Origin of the sequence: Mesorhizobium sp. WSM4310, assembly GCF_007003935.1 — a bacterium.
Classification (GTDB): domain Bacteria; phylum Pseudomonadota; class Alphaproteobacteria; order Rhizobiales; family Rhizobiaceae; genus Mesorhizobium.
Map to the genome: position 1 here is coordinate 29,496 of NZ_VFTA01000010.1, position 18,878 is coordinate 48,373.

General features: G+C 63.8%; 19 protein-coding genes. 6 read left to right on the forward strand and 13 right to left on the reverse strand.

The features are described from left to right. Positions 1-79: 79 nt before the first annotated feature. The 5 genes from FJV80_RS13280 to FJV80_RS13300 form a co-directional block, all read right to left on the reverse strand. Entirely contained in the window at positions 80-1,279 is a 1,200-nt protein-coding gene (locus FJV80_RS13280; RefSeq protein ID WP_095774975.1) for a mandelate racemase/muconate lactonizing enzyme family protein, read from the reverse strand. Positions 1,280-1,288: 9 nt separating this feature from the next. Continuing rightward, positions 1,289-1,615, reverse strand: coding sequence for an NIPSNAP family protein (locus FJV80_RS13285; protein WP_095793387.1), 327 nt, complete (start codon positions 1,613-1,615; stop codon positions 1,289-1,291). A gap of 104 nt (positions 1,616-1,719) precedes the next feature. Further along, the gene (locus FJV80_RS13290) at positions 1,720-3,078 is read right to left on the reverse strand and encodes a mandelate racemase/muconate lactonizing enzyme family protein (RefSeq protein ID WP_142876600.1); all 1,359 of its coding nucleotides are present in this window, start codon (positions 3,076-3,078) and stop codon (positions 1,720-1,722) included. A 61-nt stretch (positions 3,079-3,139) separates the two neighbouring features. Continuing rightward, the gene (locus FJV80_RS13295; RefSeq protein WP_095793361.1) at positions 3,140-4,306 is read right to left on the reverse strand and encodes a mandelate racemase/muconate lactonizing enzyme family protein; all 1,167 of its coding nucleotides are present in this window, start codon (positions 4,304-4,306) and stop codon (positions 3,140-3,142) included. Between the two features lie 55 nt (positions 4,307-4,361). Then, complete coding sequence (locus tag FJV80_RS13300; RefSeq protein WP_095775052.1) at positions 4,362-5,072, reverse strand: GntR family transcriptional regulator; 711 nt, start codon at positions 5,070-5,072, stop codon at positions 4,362-4,364. A 213-nt stretch (positions 5,073-5,285) separates the two neighbouring features. Here FJV80_RS13300 and FJV80_RS13305 point away from each other — a divergent pair, with 213 nt between their 5' ends. The 6 genes from FJV80_RS13305 (at position 5,286) to FJV80_RS13330 (ending at position 11,759) form a co-directional block, all read left to right on the forward strand. After that, the gene (locus FJV80_RS13305) at positions 5,286-6,764 is read left to right on the forward strand and encodes a sugar ABC transporter substrate-binding protein (RefSeq protein ID WP_142876601.1); all 1,479 of its coding nucleotides are present in this window, start codon (positions 5,286-5,288) and stop codon (positions 6,762-6,764) included. 77 nt (positions 6,765-6,841) lie between these two features. Next, positions 6,842-7,801 carry a sugar ABC transporter permease gene (locus tag FJV80_RS13310; protein WP_095774979.1) on the forward strand — a complete coding sequence of 320 codons (960 nt, stop codon included), beginning with the start codon at positions 6,842-6,844 and terminating at the stop codon, positions 7,799-7,801. Continuing rightward, positions 7,798-8,688 (forward strand): carbohydrate ABC transporter permease, encoded by an 891-nt coding sequence (locus tag FJV80_RS13315; protein ID WP_095774980.1) that lies wholly within the window; start codon positions 7,798-7,800, stop codon positions 8,686-8,688. Before FJV80_RS13310 ends, FJV80_RS13315 begins: the two co-directional genes overlap by 4 nt. Positions 8,689-8,698: 10 nt before the next feature. Further along, on the forward strand, positions 8,699-9,796 hold the full coding sequence (locus FJV80_RS13320) for an ABC transporter ATP-binding protein (RefSeq protein ID WP_142876602.1): 1,098 nt from the start codon (positions 8,699-8,701) through the stop codon (positions 9,794-9,796). Between the two features lie 26 nt (positions 9,797-9,822). Continuing rightward, positions 9,823-10,986: a mandelate racemase/muconate lactonizing enzyme family protein gene (locus tag FJV80_RS13325; RefSeq protein WP_095789861.1), complete on the forward strand. Its 1,164-nt coding sequence runs from the start codon at positions 9,823-9,825 to the stop codon at positions 10,984-10,986. Positions 10,987-11,009: 23 nt separating this feature from the next. Continuing rightward, positions 11,010-11,759: a ribonuclease activity regulator RraA gene (locus FJV80_RS13330; protein ID WP_142876603.1), complete on the forward strand. Its 750-nt coding sequence runs from the start codon at positions 11,010-11,012 to the stop codon at positions 11,757-11,759. Positions 11,760-11,861: 102 nt separating this feature from the next. On the opposite strand, the gene FJV80_RS13335 is transcribed toward FJV80_RS13330, so the two are convergent. The 8 genes from FJV80_RS13335 to FJV80_RS13370 are packed head-to-tail and all read right to left on the reverse strand — an operon-like array spanning position 11,862 to position 18,877. Continuing rightward, positions 11,862-12,416 carry a flavin reductase family protein gene (locus FJV80_RS13335; RefSeq protein WP_245318270.1) on the reverse strand — a complete coding sequence of 185 codons (555 nt, stop codon included), beginning with the start codon at positions 12,414-12,416 and terminating at the stop codon, positions 11,862-11,864. A gap of 58 nt (positions 12,417-12,474) precedes the next feature. Beyond that, positions 12,475-13,695 (reverse strand): acyl-CoA dehydrogenase family protein, encoded by a 1,221-nt coding sequence (locus FJV80_RS13340; protein ID WP_095774984.1) that lies wholly within the window; start codon positions 13,693-13,695, stop codon positions 12,475-12,477. Between the two features lie 28 nt (positions 13,696-13,723). Beyond that, positions 13,724-14,512: an alpha/beta hydrolase gene (locus FJV80_RS13345; RefSeq protein ID WP_142876604.1), complete on the reverse strand. Its 789-nt coding sequence runs from the start codon at positions 14,510-14,512 to the stop codon at positions 13,724-13,726. 12 nt (positions 14,513-14,524) lie between these two features. After that, on the reverse strand, positions 14,525-15,538 hold the full coding sequence (locus tag FJV80_RS13350; protein WP_142876605.1) for an alcohol dehydrogenase catalytic domain-containing protein: 1,014 nt from the start codon (positions 15,536-15,538) through the stop codon (positions 14,525-14,527). Positions 15,539-15,551: 13 nt separating this feature from the next. Further along, positions 15,552-16,577 carry a branched-chain amino acid ABC transporter permease gene (locus tag FJV80_RS13355; RefSeq protein WP_095774987.1) on the reverse strand — a complete coding sequence of 342 codons (1,026 nt, stop codon included), beginning with the start codon at positions 16,575-16,577 and terminating at the stop codon, positions 15,552-15,554. Then, the gene (locus FJV80_RS13360) at positions 16,574-17,437 is read right to left on the reverse strand and encodes a branched-chain amino acid ABC transporter permease (RefSeq protein WP_142876606.1); all 864 of its coding nucleotides are present in this window, start codon (positions 17,435-17,437) and stop codon (positions 16,574-16,576) included. Before FJV80_RS13360 ends, FJV80_RS13355 begins: the two co-directional genes overlap by 4 nt. After that, positions 17,424-18,152, reverse strand: a complete 729-nt coding sequence (locus tag FJV80_RS13365; protein ID WP_142876607.1) for an ABC transporter ATP-binding protein — start codon at positions 18,150-18,152, stop codon at positions 17,424-17,426. Before FJV80_RS13365 ends, FJV80_RS13360 begins: the two co-directional genes overlap by 14 nt. After that, positions 18,149-18,877 carry an ABC transporter ATP-binding protein gene (locus tag FJV80_RS13370; protein WP_142876608.1) on the reverse strand — a complete coding sequence of 243 codons (729 nt, stop codon included), beginning with the start codon at positions 18,875-18,877 and terminating at the stop codon, positions 18,149-18,151. The genes FJV80_RS13365 and FJV80_RS13370 overlap by 4 nt, the downstream gene beginning before the upstream one ends. Position 18,878: the final 1 nt, after the last annotated feature.

Below are 18,878 nucleotides of genomic sequence, written 5' to 3' on the forward strand. Positions count from 1 at the left end.
ACTCCCGGCGCGGTCGACCTCAACATGGAAAGGGGAGCTTGGGCTGCATGCCGGTGACGTTGAGCGAAAGAAGGATGGTTCAGTCGAAGAAGCCCGCATCCTCTTCGCTGAGATACTTCCTGGCCGCTTCGGCGTCGATATCGAGCCCCAGGCCCGGCGCTTCCAGCAGGTCCACCATGCTGTCCTTGACGATCTGCGCCGGCAGGCCGATCACCAGATCCTCCCACCACGGGTCAGAGGCGCTGGGATATTCGAACGCCACGTAATTTGCCGGCAAGGTGGCGCAGACATTGATCAGCGCGCCGAGGCCGAGCAGGCCGTTCGCGGTGCCGTGCGGCGCCATCAGGATCGAGTGCATATAGGCGTGCTCGGCAACCCATTTGAGCTCGGCAATGCCGCCGATATCGGCCGGGTCCGGACCGATCACCCGCACCGCCTGCGTCTCGATCAGTTCCTTGAAATTGTGCCTGAGGTAGATCTGCTCGCCGGTATGGATCGGCGTCGATGTGGAGGTGGTCAGCTCGCGATAGGCCTGTGGATTGACCCATGGCACATAGTCGCCGGTCAGCATGTCCTCGAGCCACATCAGATTGTACTTCTCGACGGCGCGGGCGAACTTGATCGCATCGGGCAGCATCCAGCCCGGGCCGCAGTCGAGCGCCAGGCTGACCTTGTCGCCCAGCACCTCCTTCATCGCGATCACGCAGTCGAGCATGTGATTGAAACCGCGCTCGCTGATCACGCCCTGATCCATGGCGCCGTGATAGCCGGCCTTCTTCTGCGTCACGCCGTAGTGGAAGCCCTCGATGCTGTCCTTCATGTTGGAATGGAACGAGATTCCCTGCTTGATCATGAAGAAATTCTGCGGCTGCTCCATCATCCATTTGGCGTCGGCGGCGTAATCCTCCGGCCGGTCGCCGGCGCGCTTGCGGCGGATCGAGCCGTTGTAGACGCGTACCTTGTCGCGCACCTTGCCGCCGAGCAGCTTGTAGACCGGCACGCCCGCCGCCTTGCCGGCGATGTCCCACAAGGCGTGCTCGATGGCGGAGACGGCGGCGCCATAGGGCTTGAACGAGCCGCGCTGGCGGATCTTCAGCATCACCCGCTCGACGTCGGTCGGATCCTCGCCGATCAGCGCCTCGCGGAAATGCAGCACGAAGGGCTTGAGATAGGTCTTTGTGAACTCGACTTCGCCCAGACCGTAGAGACCCTCGTCAGTGACGACGCGAACGATGGGATGCCGCCCGATGACGGCGCAGCGCAGGTCGGTGATCTTCATGGCGCAGTCCTAGTTCACAGACGAGAAAGCTGTCGGCGTGAGCAGCTGGCTGCTGATATTGGCAATGATCTGCCCGTCGCGCTCAGACTCGTCCCGGGCCCTGTGCCATGCCGGATCGGTGACGAAAGCCGACCATTTCGCCTCACGCTCGGCCAGCGATTCCCAGGCGAGGAAATAGGTGAGGCGATTGCTGTTTTCGCCGATCGCCGTGGTGAAAAACCCGGCTTGGCGGATGCCATGCCTCTCCCAGATCGCCAGCGTTTGGTCGGAAAAGCGCTTGAGCAAAGCCGGCAGCCTGCCCGGCAGGCAGTCATAGATACGCAGTTCGTAGATCATGGTTTCGTCCGTTTCTTTCTTCACCTCTCCCTTGGGCGAGGTCGACACGAATGGTCGGTGGTTGGCCCTGTGAGCCTGGCGGGAATGATGGCAGGGGGTCTGGGCTAACTCCAGGTCCGGTCCCAGCTATATTCATTGTTCCAATGCTCGGTGGATTGCCATATCCCCGTGACACCGGGCTGCAGATGCTGGCTGATCACCTCGTCGACCACATCGTCTATGCCCAGCCCCGGCTTGTCGGGCACGGTGATGAAGCCGTCCTTGACGAGCGGCTTGGGCAGGCCGGTGACGATATCGTCCCACCAGTCGACATCGGCGGAATGGTATTCGAGCGCCATGAAGTTCTCGGTCGCGGTGGCGACATGCGCGGCGGCCATCGCGGCGATCGGGCTTTCGGCCATATGGATGGCCATGGCGACGCCGTGATCCTGCGCCATGTCGCCGATCTTCTTGGTCTCGAGAATGCCCCCGCTGGTAAGCAGGTCCGGGTGGATGACGGAAAGGCCGCCGCTCTTGAGCAGCGGCTCGAAGCCCTCCTTGAGATAGATGTCCTCGCCGGTGCAGATCGGCACCGTGGTGGCCCCCTGCAACTGCCGGTACTGCTCGGTGTGTTGCCAGGGGATCACATCCTCCAGCCAGGCTGGAACGTATTTCTCGATACGGCGCGACAGGCGTATGCCGTCCTGCAGCGAGATGTGGCCGACATGGTCGATGGCGAGCGGGATCTCGTATCCGATCACCTCGCGAACCTCGTGGATGTACTGCTCGAGCAGGTCGATCCCCTTTTCGGTGAAATGCAGGCCGGTGAACGGGTGCTGCACGTTCTGCGCGTCGTAGGCGAGATTGCGGGCCTTGCGCTCCTCGAGCGTGCCGCCACGGCCGCGCGGATTGGCATGAAATCCTTCGAGTGCGCCGGCGGGCGCGGACACGGCGCCCGGGACATGGGCGATCTGCATCAAGCCCAGGTCCATCTTGAGGAAGGTGAAACCGCGGTCCATGCGCTGCTTGAGGCGCTTTCCGGTTTCGGTGCCGCTCGGTTTCTCGGCATCGGTATCGCAATAGACGCGCACCTGATCGCGGAACTTGCCGCCGAGCATCTGGTAGATGGGGACGCCATAGGCCTTGCCTGCGAGATCCCACAACGCGATCTCGACCGCCGAGACGCCGCCGCCTTGCCGGCCGTGACCGCCGAACTGCTTGATGCGGCGAAACAGGCGATCGATGTCGCAAGGGTTCTCGCCAAGCAGCCGGCTCTTCAGCATCAGCGCGTAGGTGGCGCTGGCGCCGTCACGCACCTCGCCGAGCCCGACGATGCCCTGGTTGGTATAGATCTTGAGCAGCGCCGAGGTGAACGGCGCGCCGACGATTTCGGCCACCCGCATGTCGGTGATGCGAAGGTCGGATGGCTTGGAATTCGTGTTGACCCGATCGAGAGCCTCGCCGGCTCCACCCGTTTTTGGCATGATTTGTCCTCGTTCTGGTCGGGGGCTTGTCGCCCCAGGCGCGTGCCGAAGTTGAGCCTTGCTAGCTCAGCTCGATCTCATGGGCTTGCAGGTAGTCGCGGTTCATCTCGACACCGAGACCAGGCTTCGACGTCAGCTTGAGGCTGCCGTTCGAAACATCGAGCGGTCTGTCGATGAGGTGATCGTATTTGCCCAGGTTCCACTCCGACGTTTCGAGCTTGTAGAAGTTCGGAACGGTCATCATCACCTGCGCCCCGGCGACCACGTTGATCGGCCCCGCGGCATCGTGCGGCGAGACCGGGATGTAGTAGGCTTCGCACAGGGCGGAAATCTTCTTGAGTTCGGTAATGCCGCCGGTCCAGGTGACGTCAGGCATGATGTAGTCAGCGAGCTTGTTCTCGAGCACCGGCACGAAATCCCATTTCGTATGGCCGCGCTCGCCCCACGAGATTGGGGCGCTGACCTTGTCACGAACCTGTTTGAGCGCGTTGAGGCTTTCGGGCGGACAGGGCTCCTCGAACCAGTCGATCTGGCCGGCTTCCTCCAGGCTGCGGCAGAGGCGAATGGCGGTGGGGACGTCGAAGCGGCCATGCGCATCGATGAGGATGTCGACGTCGGGGCCTGCCGTTTCGCGGATCAGAGCCGTGAGTTCGGCTGCTTCGCGCTCGTCCTTGCGGGTCATGCTGCCATCGAGATAGCCGTCCCGCTGCTCGCGCGACAGCCCATCGGCGCCGCGGCCCTGATGCGGAAAAGGGTCGAACTTGAGCCCTGTGTGCCCGGATTCGACGATGTCGCTGATTTCGCGGACCACAGCCTCCTTGCTGGTGAATTTGGCCTGGTTGGGATGGGTGTAGAGCGCGATTTCCTCGCGCACCGGTCCACCCAGCAACTCGTAGATTGGCTTGCCGAGGACTTTGCCACGGATGTCCCAGAGCGCTATGTCGATGGCGCTCACGCATTCGACGGCGGCGCCGCGGCTGCCCATATAGGTGAAGCTGCGGAAAATCTTGTGCCACAGGTGCTCGATGCGCGCCGGATCCTCGCCGGTCACGGCGGCGCCGATCTGTCGCAGGATCGTGCAGAGCGCACGGTTGGCAAGCTTTGTCGTGGTGGTGATCTCTCCCCAGCCGCTCACCCCTTCGTCGGTCGTGACTTCGACGAACAGGTACTCTCCCCAATAAGAAGCATCGGATTTGATCAGCCACGGCCGAATGCTCGTGATTTTCATCTCTCAACTACCTTTATCTGGAAGACCCGAAGAGCGGTGTTCCGGGCCGATTGCTCTACCCTGCCCGCGCGGCGTTGCGCGCGCGCATGTGTTCGAGGACATGCCGCCCGGAGCCCTCGACATGGCGCGCGATGAGTTCGGCTGCCTCGTCGGCATTTCCCGCCTTCACATGCGCGATGAGTTCGCGGTGCTCGCGAATGATCGCGGCACGCCGGGCGAGCGTGAAATTGAAACGCCGGCTCACGGCGCGCAGCACTTCGCGATGCTTCCACCAAAGCTCGGCGGCATGGCGGTTGTAGTGCCGCTGGTACATCACGGTGTGAAAGGCGGTGTCCAGCTCGCTGTGCCTGAACGTGTCGGCGAAGTTGTTCTCTTCGATCAGACCTTGAAGACGTTCGAGTTCGGCGATGTCCTCGTCGGTGGCCATGCTCACGAACCATCGCGTCAGCGCCGGCTCGATCAGCACACCGATCTCGTAGATATCGCGGACAAAATCCTGGTCTATGGGCCGCACGCGCGCCCCGCGATTGGGGAGAAAGGTGACAAAGCCTTCCCCACGCAGCAGTTGCAGGGCCTCGCGCACGGGATTGGTCGAGGTGCCGTGACGCCGGGCCAGATCGGTGACCACAAGCCGCTCGTTGGCGGCGAGCCGGCCCTCGATGATGTCCTCCCTGATCAGCTCATAAAGCGAGGCGCCCTCGCTCGAGGCCCCAAGAGGATCGATCCCCTCGGGTGGCTCTGCTTTAAATTCCCGCGTTTCGGCCAAGGCCGGTTCCCCTTCCATGAATACACGACTTTTTCGATATCACGCACGATTTCCATAAACAATGTACGATTTGTTGCGTTGACAGCCAATCTGCGATCTGAAAACGTGTAAAGCGCTCGAAGGGATACATTTGAGGAGATGTCCCCGCGGTCGACGAATAAAGCCGCTCGCCTCGATGCAGAGCGGCATGGGAGAGAAACCTGGAGGATACCTATGACGAGGTTCACACTCGGCGGTGCCGTCCTGCGCGGCACTGTCTCCACTGCATTAATCGCATCGTTGATGTCCGCACCGGCTCTGGCTGCTCCGCCGGTCGACTTGAGCAAGTGGTCGCCGGAATATGTGCGCTCCATTGCGGGCACGCAGGAATTTGACACGGCGGCCGATTGCGCCAAGGTCACCCCGCTCGACTACAAGGGGCGACTGACTTTCTGGTATCAGGGCGTGTTCGAGGGCGACCCCGATCTCTTGCGCCAGTACTACAAGGATTTCTTCGAGACCTTCCGCAAGACTTATCCGAACATCCAGCTCGAGGAACAGGCCCTCACCTACAACGATCTCCTGGACAAGTTCCGCACGGCGCTCCTTGGCAATGCGGCGCCGATGGCGGTCCGCCTGCAAATCCTGGGCGGCACCGAGTTCGCTTCAAAGGGCTATCTGCAGCCGCTCAAGCCCGAGGATGTAGGGTATTCGACGGATGATTTCTGGCCCGGCGCCATGAAAGCCGTGACCTGGGATGGCGTGACCTACGGCATTCCAACCAACAATGAAACGATGGCGTTCATCTGGAATGCCGATATCTTCAAGCGCGCGGGCCTCGATCCGGACAAGGCTCCGGCAACCTGGGACGACGTCGTCAAATATTCCAAGCAGATCCACGACAAGCTCGGCATTGCCGGTTACGGCCTCGTGGCGCGCAAGAATGCCGGCAATACCCCGTATCGCTTCATGCCTCAGTTGTGGGCCTATGGCGGCGGCGTCTTCGACGAAGCCAAGGCGAACCCGACCTATCAGCAGATCGAACTCGACAGCCCGCAGAGCAAGGCGGCGCTGCAAGCCTCTTACGACATGTACGTCCGCGACAAGTCGGTTCCGGTTTCGGCGCTCACCAACCAGCAGGCCGACAACCAGCCGCTGTTCCTCGCCGGCCAGCTCGGCATGATGATCTCGCACCCGTCCGACTACAACGTCATGCTCGACCTGCAGAAGAAGGCGACCGGCACCGACAAGGACAAGGCGCAGACCGTCATCGACAACATGCGCTACGGCCTTATTCCGACCGGCCCTGACGGCAAGCGCGCGGTCGTGTTCGGCGGCTCGAACATCCACATACTGAAGCCCGAATATGTCGAGGGCGGCAAGGTGGACGAACCGGCTGCGAAGGCCATCATCTGCATGTGGACCAGCCCGGAATGGTCGCTGAAGATGGCCTATGCCGGCTCGAACCCGGGCAATCTCAACGGCTTCAAGACCAAATGGATGAAGGAGCGCCTGGACAAGATCAAGTTCCTCGATGTCACCACCTCGATGCTGCCATACGGCATCCCGTTCCCGGCGCTGCCGCAATCTCCCGAGATCATGAACATCATCATCCCGGACATGCTGCAGAATGCCCTGACCGGAGCGATGACCGTCGATCAGGCAGCGGACGACGCGGCCAAGAAGGTGAGAGACCTGATGGGCGGACTCTAGTCCGAGCCTGACCTGCGATCTTGGCCGGCTGCTCCGAGGGTCAGCCGGTTCGTTCCGAAGAACAAGGGCACGCCAAAGTGACGATCGTGACCGGCAAGGCCGAGGCTCGCCGAAGATTGCAACCCGGTGGAGCCGGCGTGCTGCGCAAGATCTGGGAGCATCGCGCCGACTACGCGTACGTGCTGCCCGCGATCGCCGTGATGCTCGTCGTCATCGCCTATCCGATCTACTACACGATCGAGCTGTCGTTCTTTAATACGCCGCCTGGCCTGCAGCTTCGCGACAAGACCTTCATCGGCTTCAACAACTACACCGCCATCCTCACCAGCGCGGTGTTCTGGAAGGTCACCTGGAACACGCTGATCTGGACTGTGGGATCCACCGTCATCTCCTTCGTCCTGGGGTTTGCCGCCGCGCTGGCGCTCCACCGCGACTTTTTCGGCCGTGGTGTCCTGCGCGCCATTCTGATCATTCCCTGGGTCATCAGCGCGGTCGCCGCCTCCTATATCTGGAAGTGGATCTACCACTCGGACTTCGGCATCATCGGCGCGGTGCTGGTCGGCCTCGGATTGGCCGACCGGCCGCCGAATTTCATCGACAGCGTCTCAACGGTGCTGCCCTCCCTGATCGTCGTCAACATCTGGCGCGAATTTCCGTTTGCCATGATCATGATGATGGCAGGCCTGCAGACGGTTCCCGAGCAGCTGCTGCGCGCCGCAAAGGTCGACGGAGCCAATGCGTGGCAGCGCTTCTGGCACGTCACCTTCCCGCATTTGAGCAATGTCTCGACAGTGACGATCCTGCTGCTGGCAGTCGCCAACTTCAACTCCTTCATCATCCCCTGGATCATGACCGGCGGCGGGCCGTCGAACGCATCGCATATCTGGATCACCCACATCTATGAGCTCGCCTTCGGCCGGCAGCGCTGGGGGGTGGCATCGGCCTATTCGGTGCTGCTGTTCATCATCCTGATGACGTTGGGCTACTTCTACGTCCGCGCGCTAAGCGGCAACGATCGCAAGGATGGGGGCGCATGAGCACGATTGCCGAGACTCCTCCGCGAGGCCAGGCCCCTCGCCGCATGCGCATAGACGGATGGCGGTGGGGCGGACGCATCTTCCTCGTCTTCATGCTGCTTTACACCGCGTTGCCGATGGCCTGGATGCTGATCACCTCGATCAAGTCCGGCTTCGCCGCGATGCAATTCCCGCCGCAATGGTGGCCTGACCAACCGACCCTCGCCAGCTACCAGAAGCTGCTCGATCCGCAGAACAGCGTCGGCCAGGACTTCCTCCGCTTCTTCTGGAACAGCCTTTTCGTCTCCACCGCCACGACTGTCCTTTCGGTGATCGTGGCGGTTCCCGCGGCCTACGCGTTTTCGCGCTTCACCTTCCCGGGCCGGAACTTCCTGTTCTTCACCGTCTTGCTTCGCAACATGTTCCCGGCGGTGATCTTTCTCGTGCCGCTCTTCATCCTGATGCGCGCGATCGGGCTGGTGAACACGCATGGCTCGCTCGTTCTCACCTATCTCACCTTCGGCCTGCCGCTGGCGATCTGGCTGCTCAAGGGCTTCTACGACAACATCCCGGTGCAGCTCGAACAGGCGGCGCGCATCGACGGGGCAACGCGGTTCCAGGCCTTCATCCTGATCGTCATGCCGCTCTCGACGCCGGGCATCATCGCCACGGCGATCTATTCCTTCATCGGCGCGTGGAACGAGTACATCTACGCCTACACCTTCCTCTCCAAGAACGAACAGTTGACGCTGCCGGTCGGCATCCAGCGCTTCTTCTCGGAAAACACGACGGACTTTCCAGGCCTGATGGCGGCCAGCTTCATGATGAGCGTGCCCGTCGTGGTGCTGTTCCTCGTCCTGCAACGATACTTCGTACGCGCCCTCACAGAAGGCGCGGTCAAGCACTAGGGAGTTGCCGATGGCCCATGTGGTCCTCAAAGATCTCGTCAAGACCTATGGCGGCTTCAAAGCCGTCAACGAGGTTTCGCTGACGGTCAATGACGGCGAGTTCGTCGCGCTTGTCGGCCCCTCTGGCTGCGGCAAGACGACGACGCTCAACCTCATTGCCGGGCTGATCCCGATCACGTCGGGCGACATCGTCATCGGCGACCAGGTGGTCAACGACCTCGACCCCAAGGACCGGGACATCGCAATGGTGTTCCAGAACTACGCGCTCTATCCGCAAAAGTCGGTCTATATGAACCTCGCCTTCCCGCTGCAGATGCGCAAGCTGCCCAAGGCCGAGATCGACAAGAAGGTCCGGGAAGCGGCGCGGGTGCTCGACATGACGCAGTTGCTCGAGCGCAAGCCGCGCGAACTCTCGGGCGGGCAACAGCAGCGCGTGGCGCTCGGCCGCGCGCTTGTTCGAGATCCGGCGGTGTTCCTGATGGACGAACCGCTCTCCAATCTCGACGCAAAGCTGCGCGTGCAGATGCGGTCCGAAATCAAGCGGTTCCATCAGGACCTCAAGGCGACGATCGTCTATGTGACGCACGACCAGCTCGAGGCCGTGACCATGGCGGACAGGATGGCTGTGATGAACGGCGGCTATCTGCAGCAATATGATTCGCCGGCGCAGGTTTTCGCGCATCCCGCCAACATGTTCGTCGCCAGCTTCGTCGGCAGCCCGGCGATGAGCCTTATTCCGCTGGAGGCATCGATGGCAAACGGCGACACCGTCCTGAAGAGCGCGGAAGGCTGGAGCCTCCAGCTGTCGCAACGCAACGCGCGCAAGGCCCAGAATGCGACCACCAGGAAGATCGTGCTCGGTGCGCGACACTCGACGATCAAACTCCACAAGAGCGCGGTCCCCGGCGCCATTCCGGCCAAGGCCTATACGGTGGAACCAACCGGAGACGTCACCTTCGTGCAGGCGCTGCTCTCCGGCGCCATCGTCAACATCAGCGTGTCCCCCAACATTGCCGTCAAACCTGACGAGCAGATCTGGCTGGAGTTCGACCAGGAGCGGATGCACCTGTTCGACGGCGAAACTGAAATGGCTCTCGAGGCCGCCTGAGACAGGCGTTTGGGACGTGGGCGTTGATGACGACGAAGCTCAAGATCACCGCGATCAAGCCCTACCCGGTGTGGGTGGGAACGCGCAACCAGATGCTGGTGAAGGTCGAGACCGACCAGGGCATCTTCGGCTGGGGCGAGAGCGGCTTGAGCGGCCGCGAGAGGGCCGTGACCGGCGCGGTCGAACACTATCGCGAATTCCTCATCGGCCGCGATCCCCTGCAGATCGGCCGCATCTGGCAAGAGGCCTATCGCAGCCAGTATTTTGAAGGCGGCCGCGTTTTGCAGGCGGCGATTTCCGCCATCGACATCGCGCTTCACGACATCAAGGGCAAGGCGCTGGGCGTGCCGGTCTACGAATTGCTCGGCGGCAAGCAGCGCGACCGCGTCCCCACTTTCGCCTCGACCGGAGACGAGGCCGAGGGCGATGTTGCCATCGAACGAGCCCGCGAATTGTACGAACAGGGCTGGCAGGCGATCCGCTTCTTCCCCGCCGGGCAAAGCAGCAAGGACATCTTCGAGCCGCGCGAGTCGATCGGCGTGACCGCGCGGATGCTGAACAAGGCCCGCGAGGCCCTGGGCGACGACGCCGTCCTCGGCATCGACTATCATCATCGGCTGTCGGTGGCCGAGGCGGCGAGCTTCTGCAACAAGCTCGGCCGCGGCGTGCTCGATTTCCTCGAGGAACCGATACGCGACGAAACCCCGGAAGCCTACGAATCCCTGCGCACGATGACCGACATCCCGTTCGCCATCGGCGAGGAATTTGCCAGCAAGTGGCAGTTCCTGCCCTACATCGAGCGCGGCATCCATCAGTTCAACCGGCTCGATGTCTGCAATGTCGGCGGGCTCACCGAAGCGATGAAGATCGCTGGCTGGAGCGAGGCGCACTATGTCGACCTGATGCCGCACAATCCGCTCGGCCCGGTGTGCACGGCCGCGACCGTGCATCTCGCCGCCGCGGTCCCCAATTTCGCCTGGCTCGAGACCAGGGTGCCGGAAAGAAAGCTGGGTTTCGACAGTTCCGAGTTCTTCCCCGTGCAACCGCAACTCGACGGCCCCGCCTATCCGGTCGGCGATCTGCCGGGGCTCGGCGTCGAGGTCAATGAGGCGGCGATCCAGGCGCAGAGCTTCCGCTTCTGGGAAGCGCCCCACCTCAAGCGCCGCGATGGTTCTGTCACCAACTGGTAGTTCAATTTCAACCGGAGTCCACCATGACGCATACCTCCGACATCATCCGGCCGCCCAAGGACCTGATCGAGGGATTGAGGGAGATCGGCGCCGCGACCGTTGCCGGCACGCTCGGCCACATGGGCTTCCGCAATCCGCATATGGTCGGACCGGTGGCGCAGAACCACGGCAAGTCGATCGTCGGGCCGGCGCTGACGCTGCAGTTCCTGCCGCAGCGGCCGGATCTCTTCAACGAGGGAGAATATGCCGATCCGGAGACGCAACTGCATCGGCACGTGCTCTATCACGCCCAGGACGGCGACGTGGTCGTGGTCGACGCGCGCGGCGACATGAGCTCGGGTGTCTTCGGCGATATGATGTCCACCTACTTCAAGGGCAGAGGCGGCGCGGGCATCGTCATCGATGGATGCATGCGCGACAGGCCCAATGTCGAGAAGCTCGACCTGCCGCTATGGCTGCGCGGCTGGACGCCGAACTATCATGTGCAGACCAGCATCTATCCCAATGCCGTCAACGTTCCGATTGCCTGCGGCGGTGTCACGGTGATCCCCGGCGACATCATCGTTGCCGACGATGACGGCGTCGTGGTGGTTCCCGTCGCAATGGCGGCAAAGGTCATCGAGGAAGCCAAGAAGCATCACGATTGGGAAGTATTCTCGCGCGAGAAGCTCCTCCAGGGCGCCCCGTTGCAACGCTATTATCCGCTGCATGACGACGCCCGCGCAGAGTACGAGGCGTGGCGCAAGACAAACGGCTTGAGGAATCCGAAGTAGCACAGGGATTACCCCCGGCGGGTGGCAGCCCTTCCGGCAGCGCGATGGCCACTCGCCATATCGTCGAGCGATATTTTGAGCCCGCCTCGCCCACAGGCGGGCTTAAAGAAAACGGGACGTATCGAGCAGCTCGGCCACGCCGTCCAGTTCCTTGTGCAGGCGATGCCAACGACGGTCGAGATAGACCAGCGAATGCGCCTCAGGAGGGACCTCGTCCGGCTGTACCTCGCCTTCCAGCAACTCCGCCGCGACCAGCGTCGCGCCCTCGATCGGCAGCAGGCCGAGCCGGCGTGCGCGAAACCAGGTCGAAACGCCGGTATAGCGCGGTTCCCCCGTGGGCAGCCGCGCCCAGGCGCCCCCGGGCGGGAAGCGTTCCGCGCCGCTCGACGCGCAGAGTTGCGCCAGGTCGATATCGGTGAAGCGGAGCAGGTGGATCACCATGGTCTCGGCCCGCAGCAGGGGCTCGGACGAGGTCGATTTCATCGACAGCGAGAAGGCGACGACCGGCGGCGCGGCACTCACCGAGATCAGCGAGGACACGGTCATCGCCACCGGTCTGTCGCCGGGGTCGGCCGTGATCACGGCGACGCCCGCCGGATGGCGGCGAAAGGCTTCGCGAAAGGCGTTGGTCATCGGATGCGGCGCGTTCATCGACATGTCTCTTCTGCTGCGTGGAAAGGCGGCCGGGCGGTGTCCACCCGCCCGGCCCTTCGGACTACTTCTTCTCGATCAGGTCGTAGAACTGCCAGACGCGGTCGCTCCACATGCCGCCGATGTCGCGGCCGGCCGAGGTGACGATCGACGGCGCGATCGTGAAGTGGTTGGCCGCCACCATCATCTCGCGGAAGGTGCGCTGGATCACACCGGCGCGCAGCGACGCACCGCCACCTGCGCGGTAGGCGAAGTTGCAGATATCGACGCCAACTTCGTGAATCTCGGACTTGGCGAGATGCACAAGGCTGATCTGCCGCGTCGACATCCTGTTGCCGGCCTCGACCGTCGCCTCGACGTCGCGCCAGGTTTCGAAGACAAAGGCGCGGGCGGCACGATAGCGGGCCTCGGCGCGGCCATAGTCGTGCCAGAACTTCTCGCTCTCGCCGATCAGCCCGGCGCGGCCCGACTTCGAGCGGGCGAATTTGGCGATCTCGTCCAGCATCCGCCGGCCGGCACCGAGAGCCCAGCCGGTATGGCCGATGGCGGCGAGGCCCACGACACCGAGGCTGAAGAACTCCTTCTGGCGCAGCGGCGGCGCGGTCAGGATCGGGAAGACGAGATCGTCGGCGATGAAGACCTCCTCGGCCGCATAGTCGATGGAGCCGGTGCCGCCGAGGCCCAGCACGTCCCAATTGCCGAGCTGCTTGTGCTCGGAAATCGGCGCATGCGCGCACATGACGATGACATTGCCGTTCTCGTCCTTGGCGGGCTTGCCGGTGCCGTCATCGACGAAGGCGGCGCTGTGGCTGTAGGTGGCGTGGCTGAAACCGCTGCCATAGCTCCACTTGCCGTTCAGCCGATAGCCACCGTCGACCTTCTTCAGCATGCCCAGCGGCGCGCCCTGCCCCGAGAAACGGTTGTCGGTGCCCGGCGCGAAAAGCCGCGCGACCGCACTGTCCGGCAGGAAGGCCGCCGACATCGCGCCGATGCAGCAATGCACCATCGAAACCCAGCCCGCCGATCCCGAATGCCAGGTGATCGCTTCGATCAGTTCAAGGCCCTGCGTGGGTGGCAACTGCGCGCCGCCAAGGCTCTCGGCGGCGAAGATATGCGACATGCGCAGCGGCTTCAGCGCCTCGAACGTAGCCTGGGTCAGTTCGCCGCTCTCCTCGTCGGCGGCGGCATTGGCTTCCAGGATCGGCCCGATCTCGGCGATCTTCTCCAACAGGTCGCGATGGTCGACGGTCGTTCCCCATGAGCCATGCTTGATGGGTTTGTTCATCGTTTTCTCCTCCTTGTTTGAAATGTGATCAGCCGGCGAGGAAGTCGCCGATCTTGTTCAGCGTTTCTGGTTTTTCCTGCATGACGAAATGGCCGGCATCCTCGACCAGGATCAGGCGTGCATCCGGGAGCGCCTCGACGAAGAGTGGCGCCTGGCTGGCCGGCAGCAGACGGTCCTTGGTGCCCCAAACGACCAGCGCCGGATTGGTGATGCGCGCCAGGAAGCGGCGCAGATTGGGATGGACCATGCCGAATGGCGCCAGCAGGCGGCCCAGCGTCTCGCCTTCGCGGGCGCGGTCGGCGCCGAAGGCCTCCGCAAAGGCCGGGTCCGAGCCGTCGGGGAAATAGCGCAACGCCACCGAGACGTCATGCGCCAGAAAGGCCGGCAGCTCCTGCGGCGCGACCGCGCCGAGATCGGTGGCCGGGTGCGCGGGATCTTTGAGCCCTGCCGGCGCGATCAGCACCACCTTGTCGAAGCGCTCGCGGGCAAGGCCGGCCAGCTCCGTCGCCATCCAGCCGCCCATGGAAAAGCCGATGAGATGAGGTTTTTCCGACAGTTTCAGGGCATCGAGCAGACTCAGATAGTGCAGAACCATGTCGGACATCCCAGCCACATGCGGCGCGGCACCCGAAAAGCCGAAGCCCGGATGGCTGGGGCACAGAACGCGGAACCGGTCGGCGAGACCTGCTGCAAAGTCGAAACCTTCCAGCGTCGAGGCGCCGTGCAGGAACAGCACGAGCTTGCCCTTGCCGATGGCCTTCACCACCGTTTTTATGCCGCCGACATCGTAGTCGAGCGTTTCGAACTGAACGGTCATTCTTATTCCTCCTCAGACAAGGTCGGGCTGGATCAGCACTTTGCACTGCGTGGTACGGCGGCGAAGGCTCTCGAAAACCTGCGGAACCGGCGAGAGGTCGATCCGATCGGTGATCAGCGCCTGCGGCGCGAAAGGTCCGCCGCGCAGCGCATCGAGGGCGACGCCGAACTCGTTGCGCTGATGGAAGAAGACCGAGAACAGCAGGTTCACTTCCTTGGTCAGCGCGACGAACGGGTCCCATTCGTCGCCGCCGATGCACAGCCCGACGCCGACCACCGTGCCCTGCAGCCGGACCGCCTTGACCGCCGCGTCGATGAGACCGCGCTTGCCGACGCATTCGAAGACGATATCGGGCGCACCGCCGCAGAGATCGGCAAGGTTCTCGGCCAGCCTGTTGCCCGATAGCGCGAAACCGGTCGCGCCAAGCGCCAGCGCGCGGTCGCGCTGATGGCTGTGGATATCGGCCACCACGCACGACGCCCCCATCCGCCGCGCCCAGAAGGCGACGAGCAGGCCGATCGGTCCGGCGCCCAGGACCGCGACCCGGTCGCCCGGTTTCATGCCCGAGCGCACGATGCAGTGCAGCGCGACCGAGAGCGGCTCGGCCAGCGCGCCGTCCTCCAGTGCCACCTCTTCAGGCAAGACATGGCACTGGCGCGCGGCGACGGCCGCGTATTGCGCATAGCCGCCACCAATCAGCACCATGTCGGCGCAGCGGCCTGGATCGCCGCGCCTGCAGGCCTGGCAGTGCCCGCAGCCGCGCATCGGCACGACGGCAACACGATCACCGACCCCAAGGCCCGCCACGCGTGATCCCAGCGCGATGATGTCACCGGCGAATTCATGACCGAGAACGAAGCCTCCGCCGATGCCGAAAGGCACCGGATCCTCGGTGATGTGCAGGTCGCTGCCGCAGATGCCGCAAGCGGCGACACGCAGGACGACCTCGTCGGGCGCCGGCGTCGGGTCCGGCACCGTGCCGACGCGCAGCGGACTGCCGACCGTATCAAAGATGGCTGCTTTCATAAGAACCTCCCTCTCAGCGGTCCGGATCGACGAGCTTGCGTCGGATCGGGAACCATGGCGCATCCCACCGTTTCGAGATCAGGCCCCAAATGCCCGTGCGGGCGTAGAGCGCCACCAGCAGCGTCATCAGGCCGAGGACGACGAAATAGGTTGCGCCGTATTCACCGAACCAGCGGTCGGCGATGAAGAAGATCAGGGATCCGATCAGAACGCCCTCGATGGAGCCGATCCCGCCGACCATGACGATGAAGATCGCCACATTCGCCCACATCGGGTCGAAGGCCGAACCCGGCGTGATCCGCAACTGCGCCATGAAGTAGATCGCGCCCGCAAGGCCGCAGCCGACCGCCGACGCGACGTAGACGAGGAAGCGCAGCTTTGCGACATTCACGCCCTGGCTGGCTGCCGCAACCGGATTGTCACGCATGGCGATCAGCGCAAGGCCGAAGCGCGAGCGAAGCAGCCAGTAGCTGCCGCCGAGCGTGACCAGCAGCATGCCGGCGCAGAGCAGCGACATGGCGACATTGCGCTCGAAGGCCGAATAATCCTTCATCACGCGCAGCGACATGCCCGCGCCGGAATTGACCAACGGCATGTTCGAGGCCGTCAGCCGGAAGACCTCGGCCACCACCCATGTGCCGATCGAGAAATACGGTCCGTCCAGGCGATGAAGCAAAAGGTAGATCGGCACGGCAAGTGCGGCCGGCACCAGCAGTGACAGGAAGACCGCCGCGAACGGATTGATGCCGTAGGTCTGCGCCAACACGAAAAGCGCGTAGCCGGCCGCGCCCATGAAGGCGTGCTGGCCCACCGAGACGAGGCCGGCATAGCCGGCGAGCAGGTTCCACATCTGCGCGACGGCGATGTAGCAGCATAACACCAGGATCGAGCGGATCGTGCCGGTCGAGGCCCACCACGGCATGGCCGCGACTGCGATCATCGCCAGCACCGCCAGCGTCATCGCGACGCGACCGGAGCGGGTCTGGCGCTGCACCAGGACTTCGGGCGCCTCGGTTTCCACATAGGGGATCGCACTCATGTCAATGCCTTTCCGAACAGGCCCTGCGGGCGGGTCGCCAGCACGATCAGGAAGACGATGTGTCCGGCGAGCACGCCAAAACCTGGATCGATGCGGAAGCCAATGGCCTGCGAGATGCCGAGGACCATCGAGCCGACGAAGGCGCCCCATACCGTCCCCATGCCGCCGATGATCACCGCCTCGAACGCGTAGATCAGCTGGGCCGGTCCATCAGCCGGCGCGACGGTCGACCGCAGCGCCTGGAAGACGGCGGCAAAGCCCAGGATGCCGACCGCCGCCGCCGTCGCCATCGCATAGACGGCGCGCGGGTTGATGCCGGTCATCGCCGCAGCCTCGACATCGGCCGACGCGGCGCGCAGCGCCCGGCCGAAGCGCGTGCGCTTCAATGTCAGATCGAGGCCCCAGGTCAGGCCCGTGGCGACCGCCAGCACGATCAGCGGCAGCAGGCCGATATAGACGCTGCCGATCTCGATGGATTGGCTCTCGATCCCATGTCCGGGCAGCGACCGGCTGTTCGCGGACCAGATCTGCAGCATCAGGTTCTGCAGCGCGATCGACAGTCCGAAGGTCGCGATCAGCGAAGGCAGCGGGTCGCTGCCCACCACCCGGTTCAGCACGGCCTTCTGCAGCACCCAGCCCATCAGCACCGCGAGCGGCACCAACACGATCAGCACAGGCAGCGGTCCCAGGCCCCAGGCCGTGGCCATCGAGATGCCGATCAGCGACAGAAGGATCACCAGATCGCCATGGCTGATGTTGACGATGCGCATGACGCCGAACATCAGCGCCATGCCGAGCGCGTACTGGGCATACATGCCGCCCAGCAGGATCCCCTGCACCAAGGCGTCAAACCACTCCATGGCCCGCTCCAAAATAGGCTCTGCCGATCTGCTCGCGCGTGATTTCGGCCGACCTGCCGGTCAGGGTCACGCGCCCCTCCAGCATGCAGTAGAGACGGTCCGAGGCGGTCCGGGCGAGGCCGACATCCTGTTCGACCACGATCATCGCCGTCCCGGTGGCACGGATTTCGGGCAAGGCGGCATAGATCTCGCGGATCACCTTGGGCGCAAGGCCGAGGCTGATCTCGTCGCAAAGCAGCACGCGCGGCTGGCACAGCAGCGCGCGGCCGATGGCCACCATCTGCTGCTGCCCGCCCGAGAGGCTCTGCACCTGCGTGCGGGCCTTCTCCTTGAGGATCGGGAACAGCTGGTGCAGCCGTGGCAGCGTCCATCCGCCCTTGGCGCCCATGCGCGCGGCCTGGTCGATGGCGACACGCAGATTGTCCTCGACCGACATGCCGGTGAACAGGCGGCGGCCCTCCGGCACGATGGCGACGCCCTTCTGCACCATGCGGTCGGTCGCGGTACCACCGACAGGGTCGCCGTGCAGCCGCACCATCTCGCGCCCAACCGGGAGCAGGCCCATGATCGAACGCAGGAGGGTGGACTTGCCTGCCCCGTTGGCGCCGATCAGGGCCACGGCCTCACCCTGGTGCAGCTCGATGTCGATGCCGTAGAGCGCCTGGAAATCGCCATAGCGGGCCAGCAGCCCGTGGGTGGAAAGAACGGCCGTCATGCCTCGATCCCCATATAGACGCGCTGGACCTCGGGCAGCGCGATCACTTCGGCGGGCACGCCTTCGGCGATCTTCTCGCCGAAGTTCAGCACCAACAGCCGGTCCGCCACCGCCAGCAGCGCGTGCAGCACGTGCTCGATCCAGACGATGGTGATGCCGCGGTCGCGGATGCGGCGCACCAGCGCCACCAGCGCTTTCGATTCATCGTCGGTCAGCCCGCCCGCGATCTCGTCCAGCAGCAGCAGCTTCGGATCCGACGCCAGCGCGCGCGCCAGTTCCAGCCGCTTGCGGTCGAGCAGCGTCAGGGCGCCGGCTGAGACATTGGCCTTGTCGGAAAGCTCGCAATCGCGCAGCACCTGGGCACAGAAAGCATAGCTTTGCTTCTCCGACCGGCCGCCGCCCCCCGCGGCGGCGACCAGCAGGTTCTCGAAGGTGGTCATGCCGGAATAGGGACGCGGGATCTGATAGGTCCGTCCGATTCCCATCTGGCAGCGACGGAAGGGCGGCTCGCCGCGCAGCGCCGTGTCGCCGAGCTGGATCTCGCCGCCGGATGCCTTCAAATCGCCGCTGATCATGTTGAACAGCGTCGTCTTACCCGCCCCGTTCGGGCCGAGGATGCCCAGTACCTCGCCCCGATGCACGTCGAAACTCACCTCATGCAGGACGCGGACGGCGCCGAAGGACTTCGACACGCCGCGCGCCGTCAGCAGGATTGCCCTATCCATG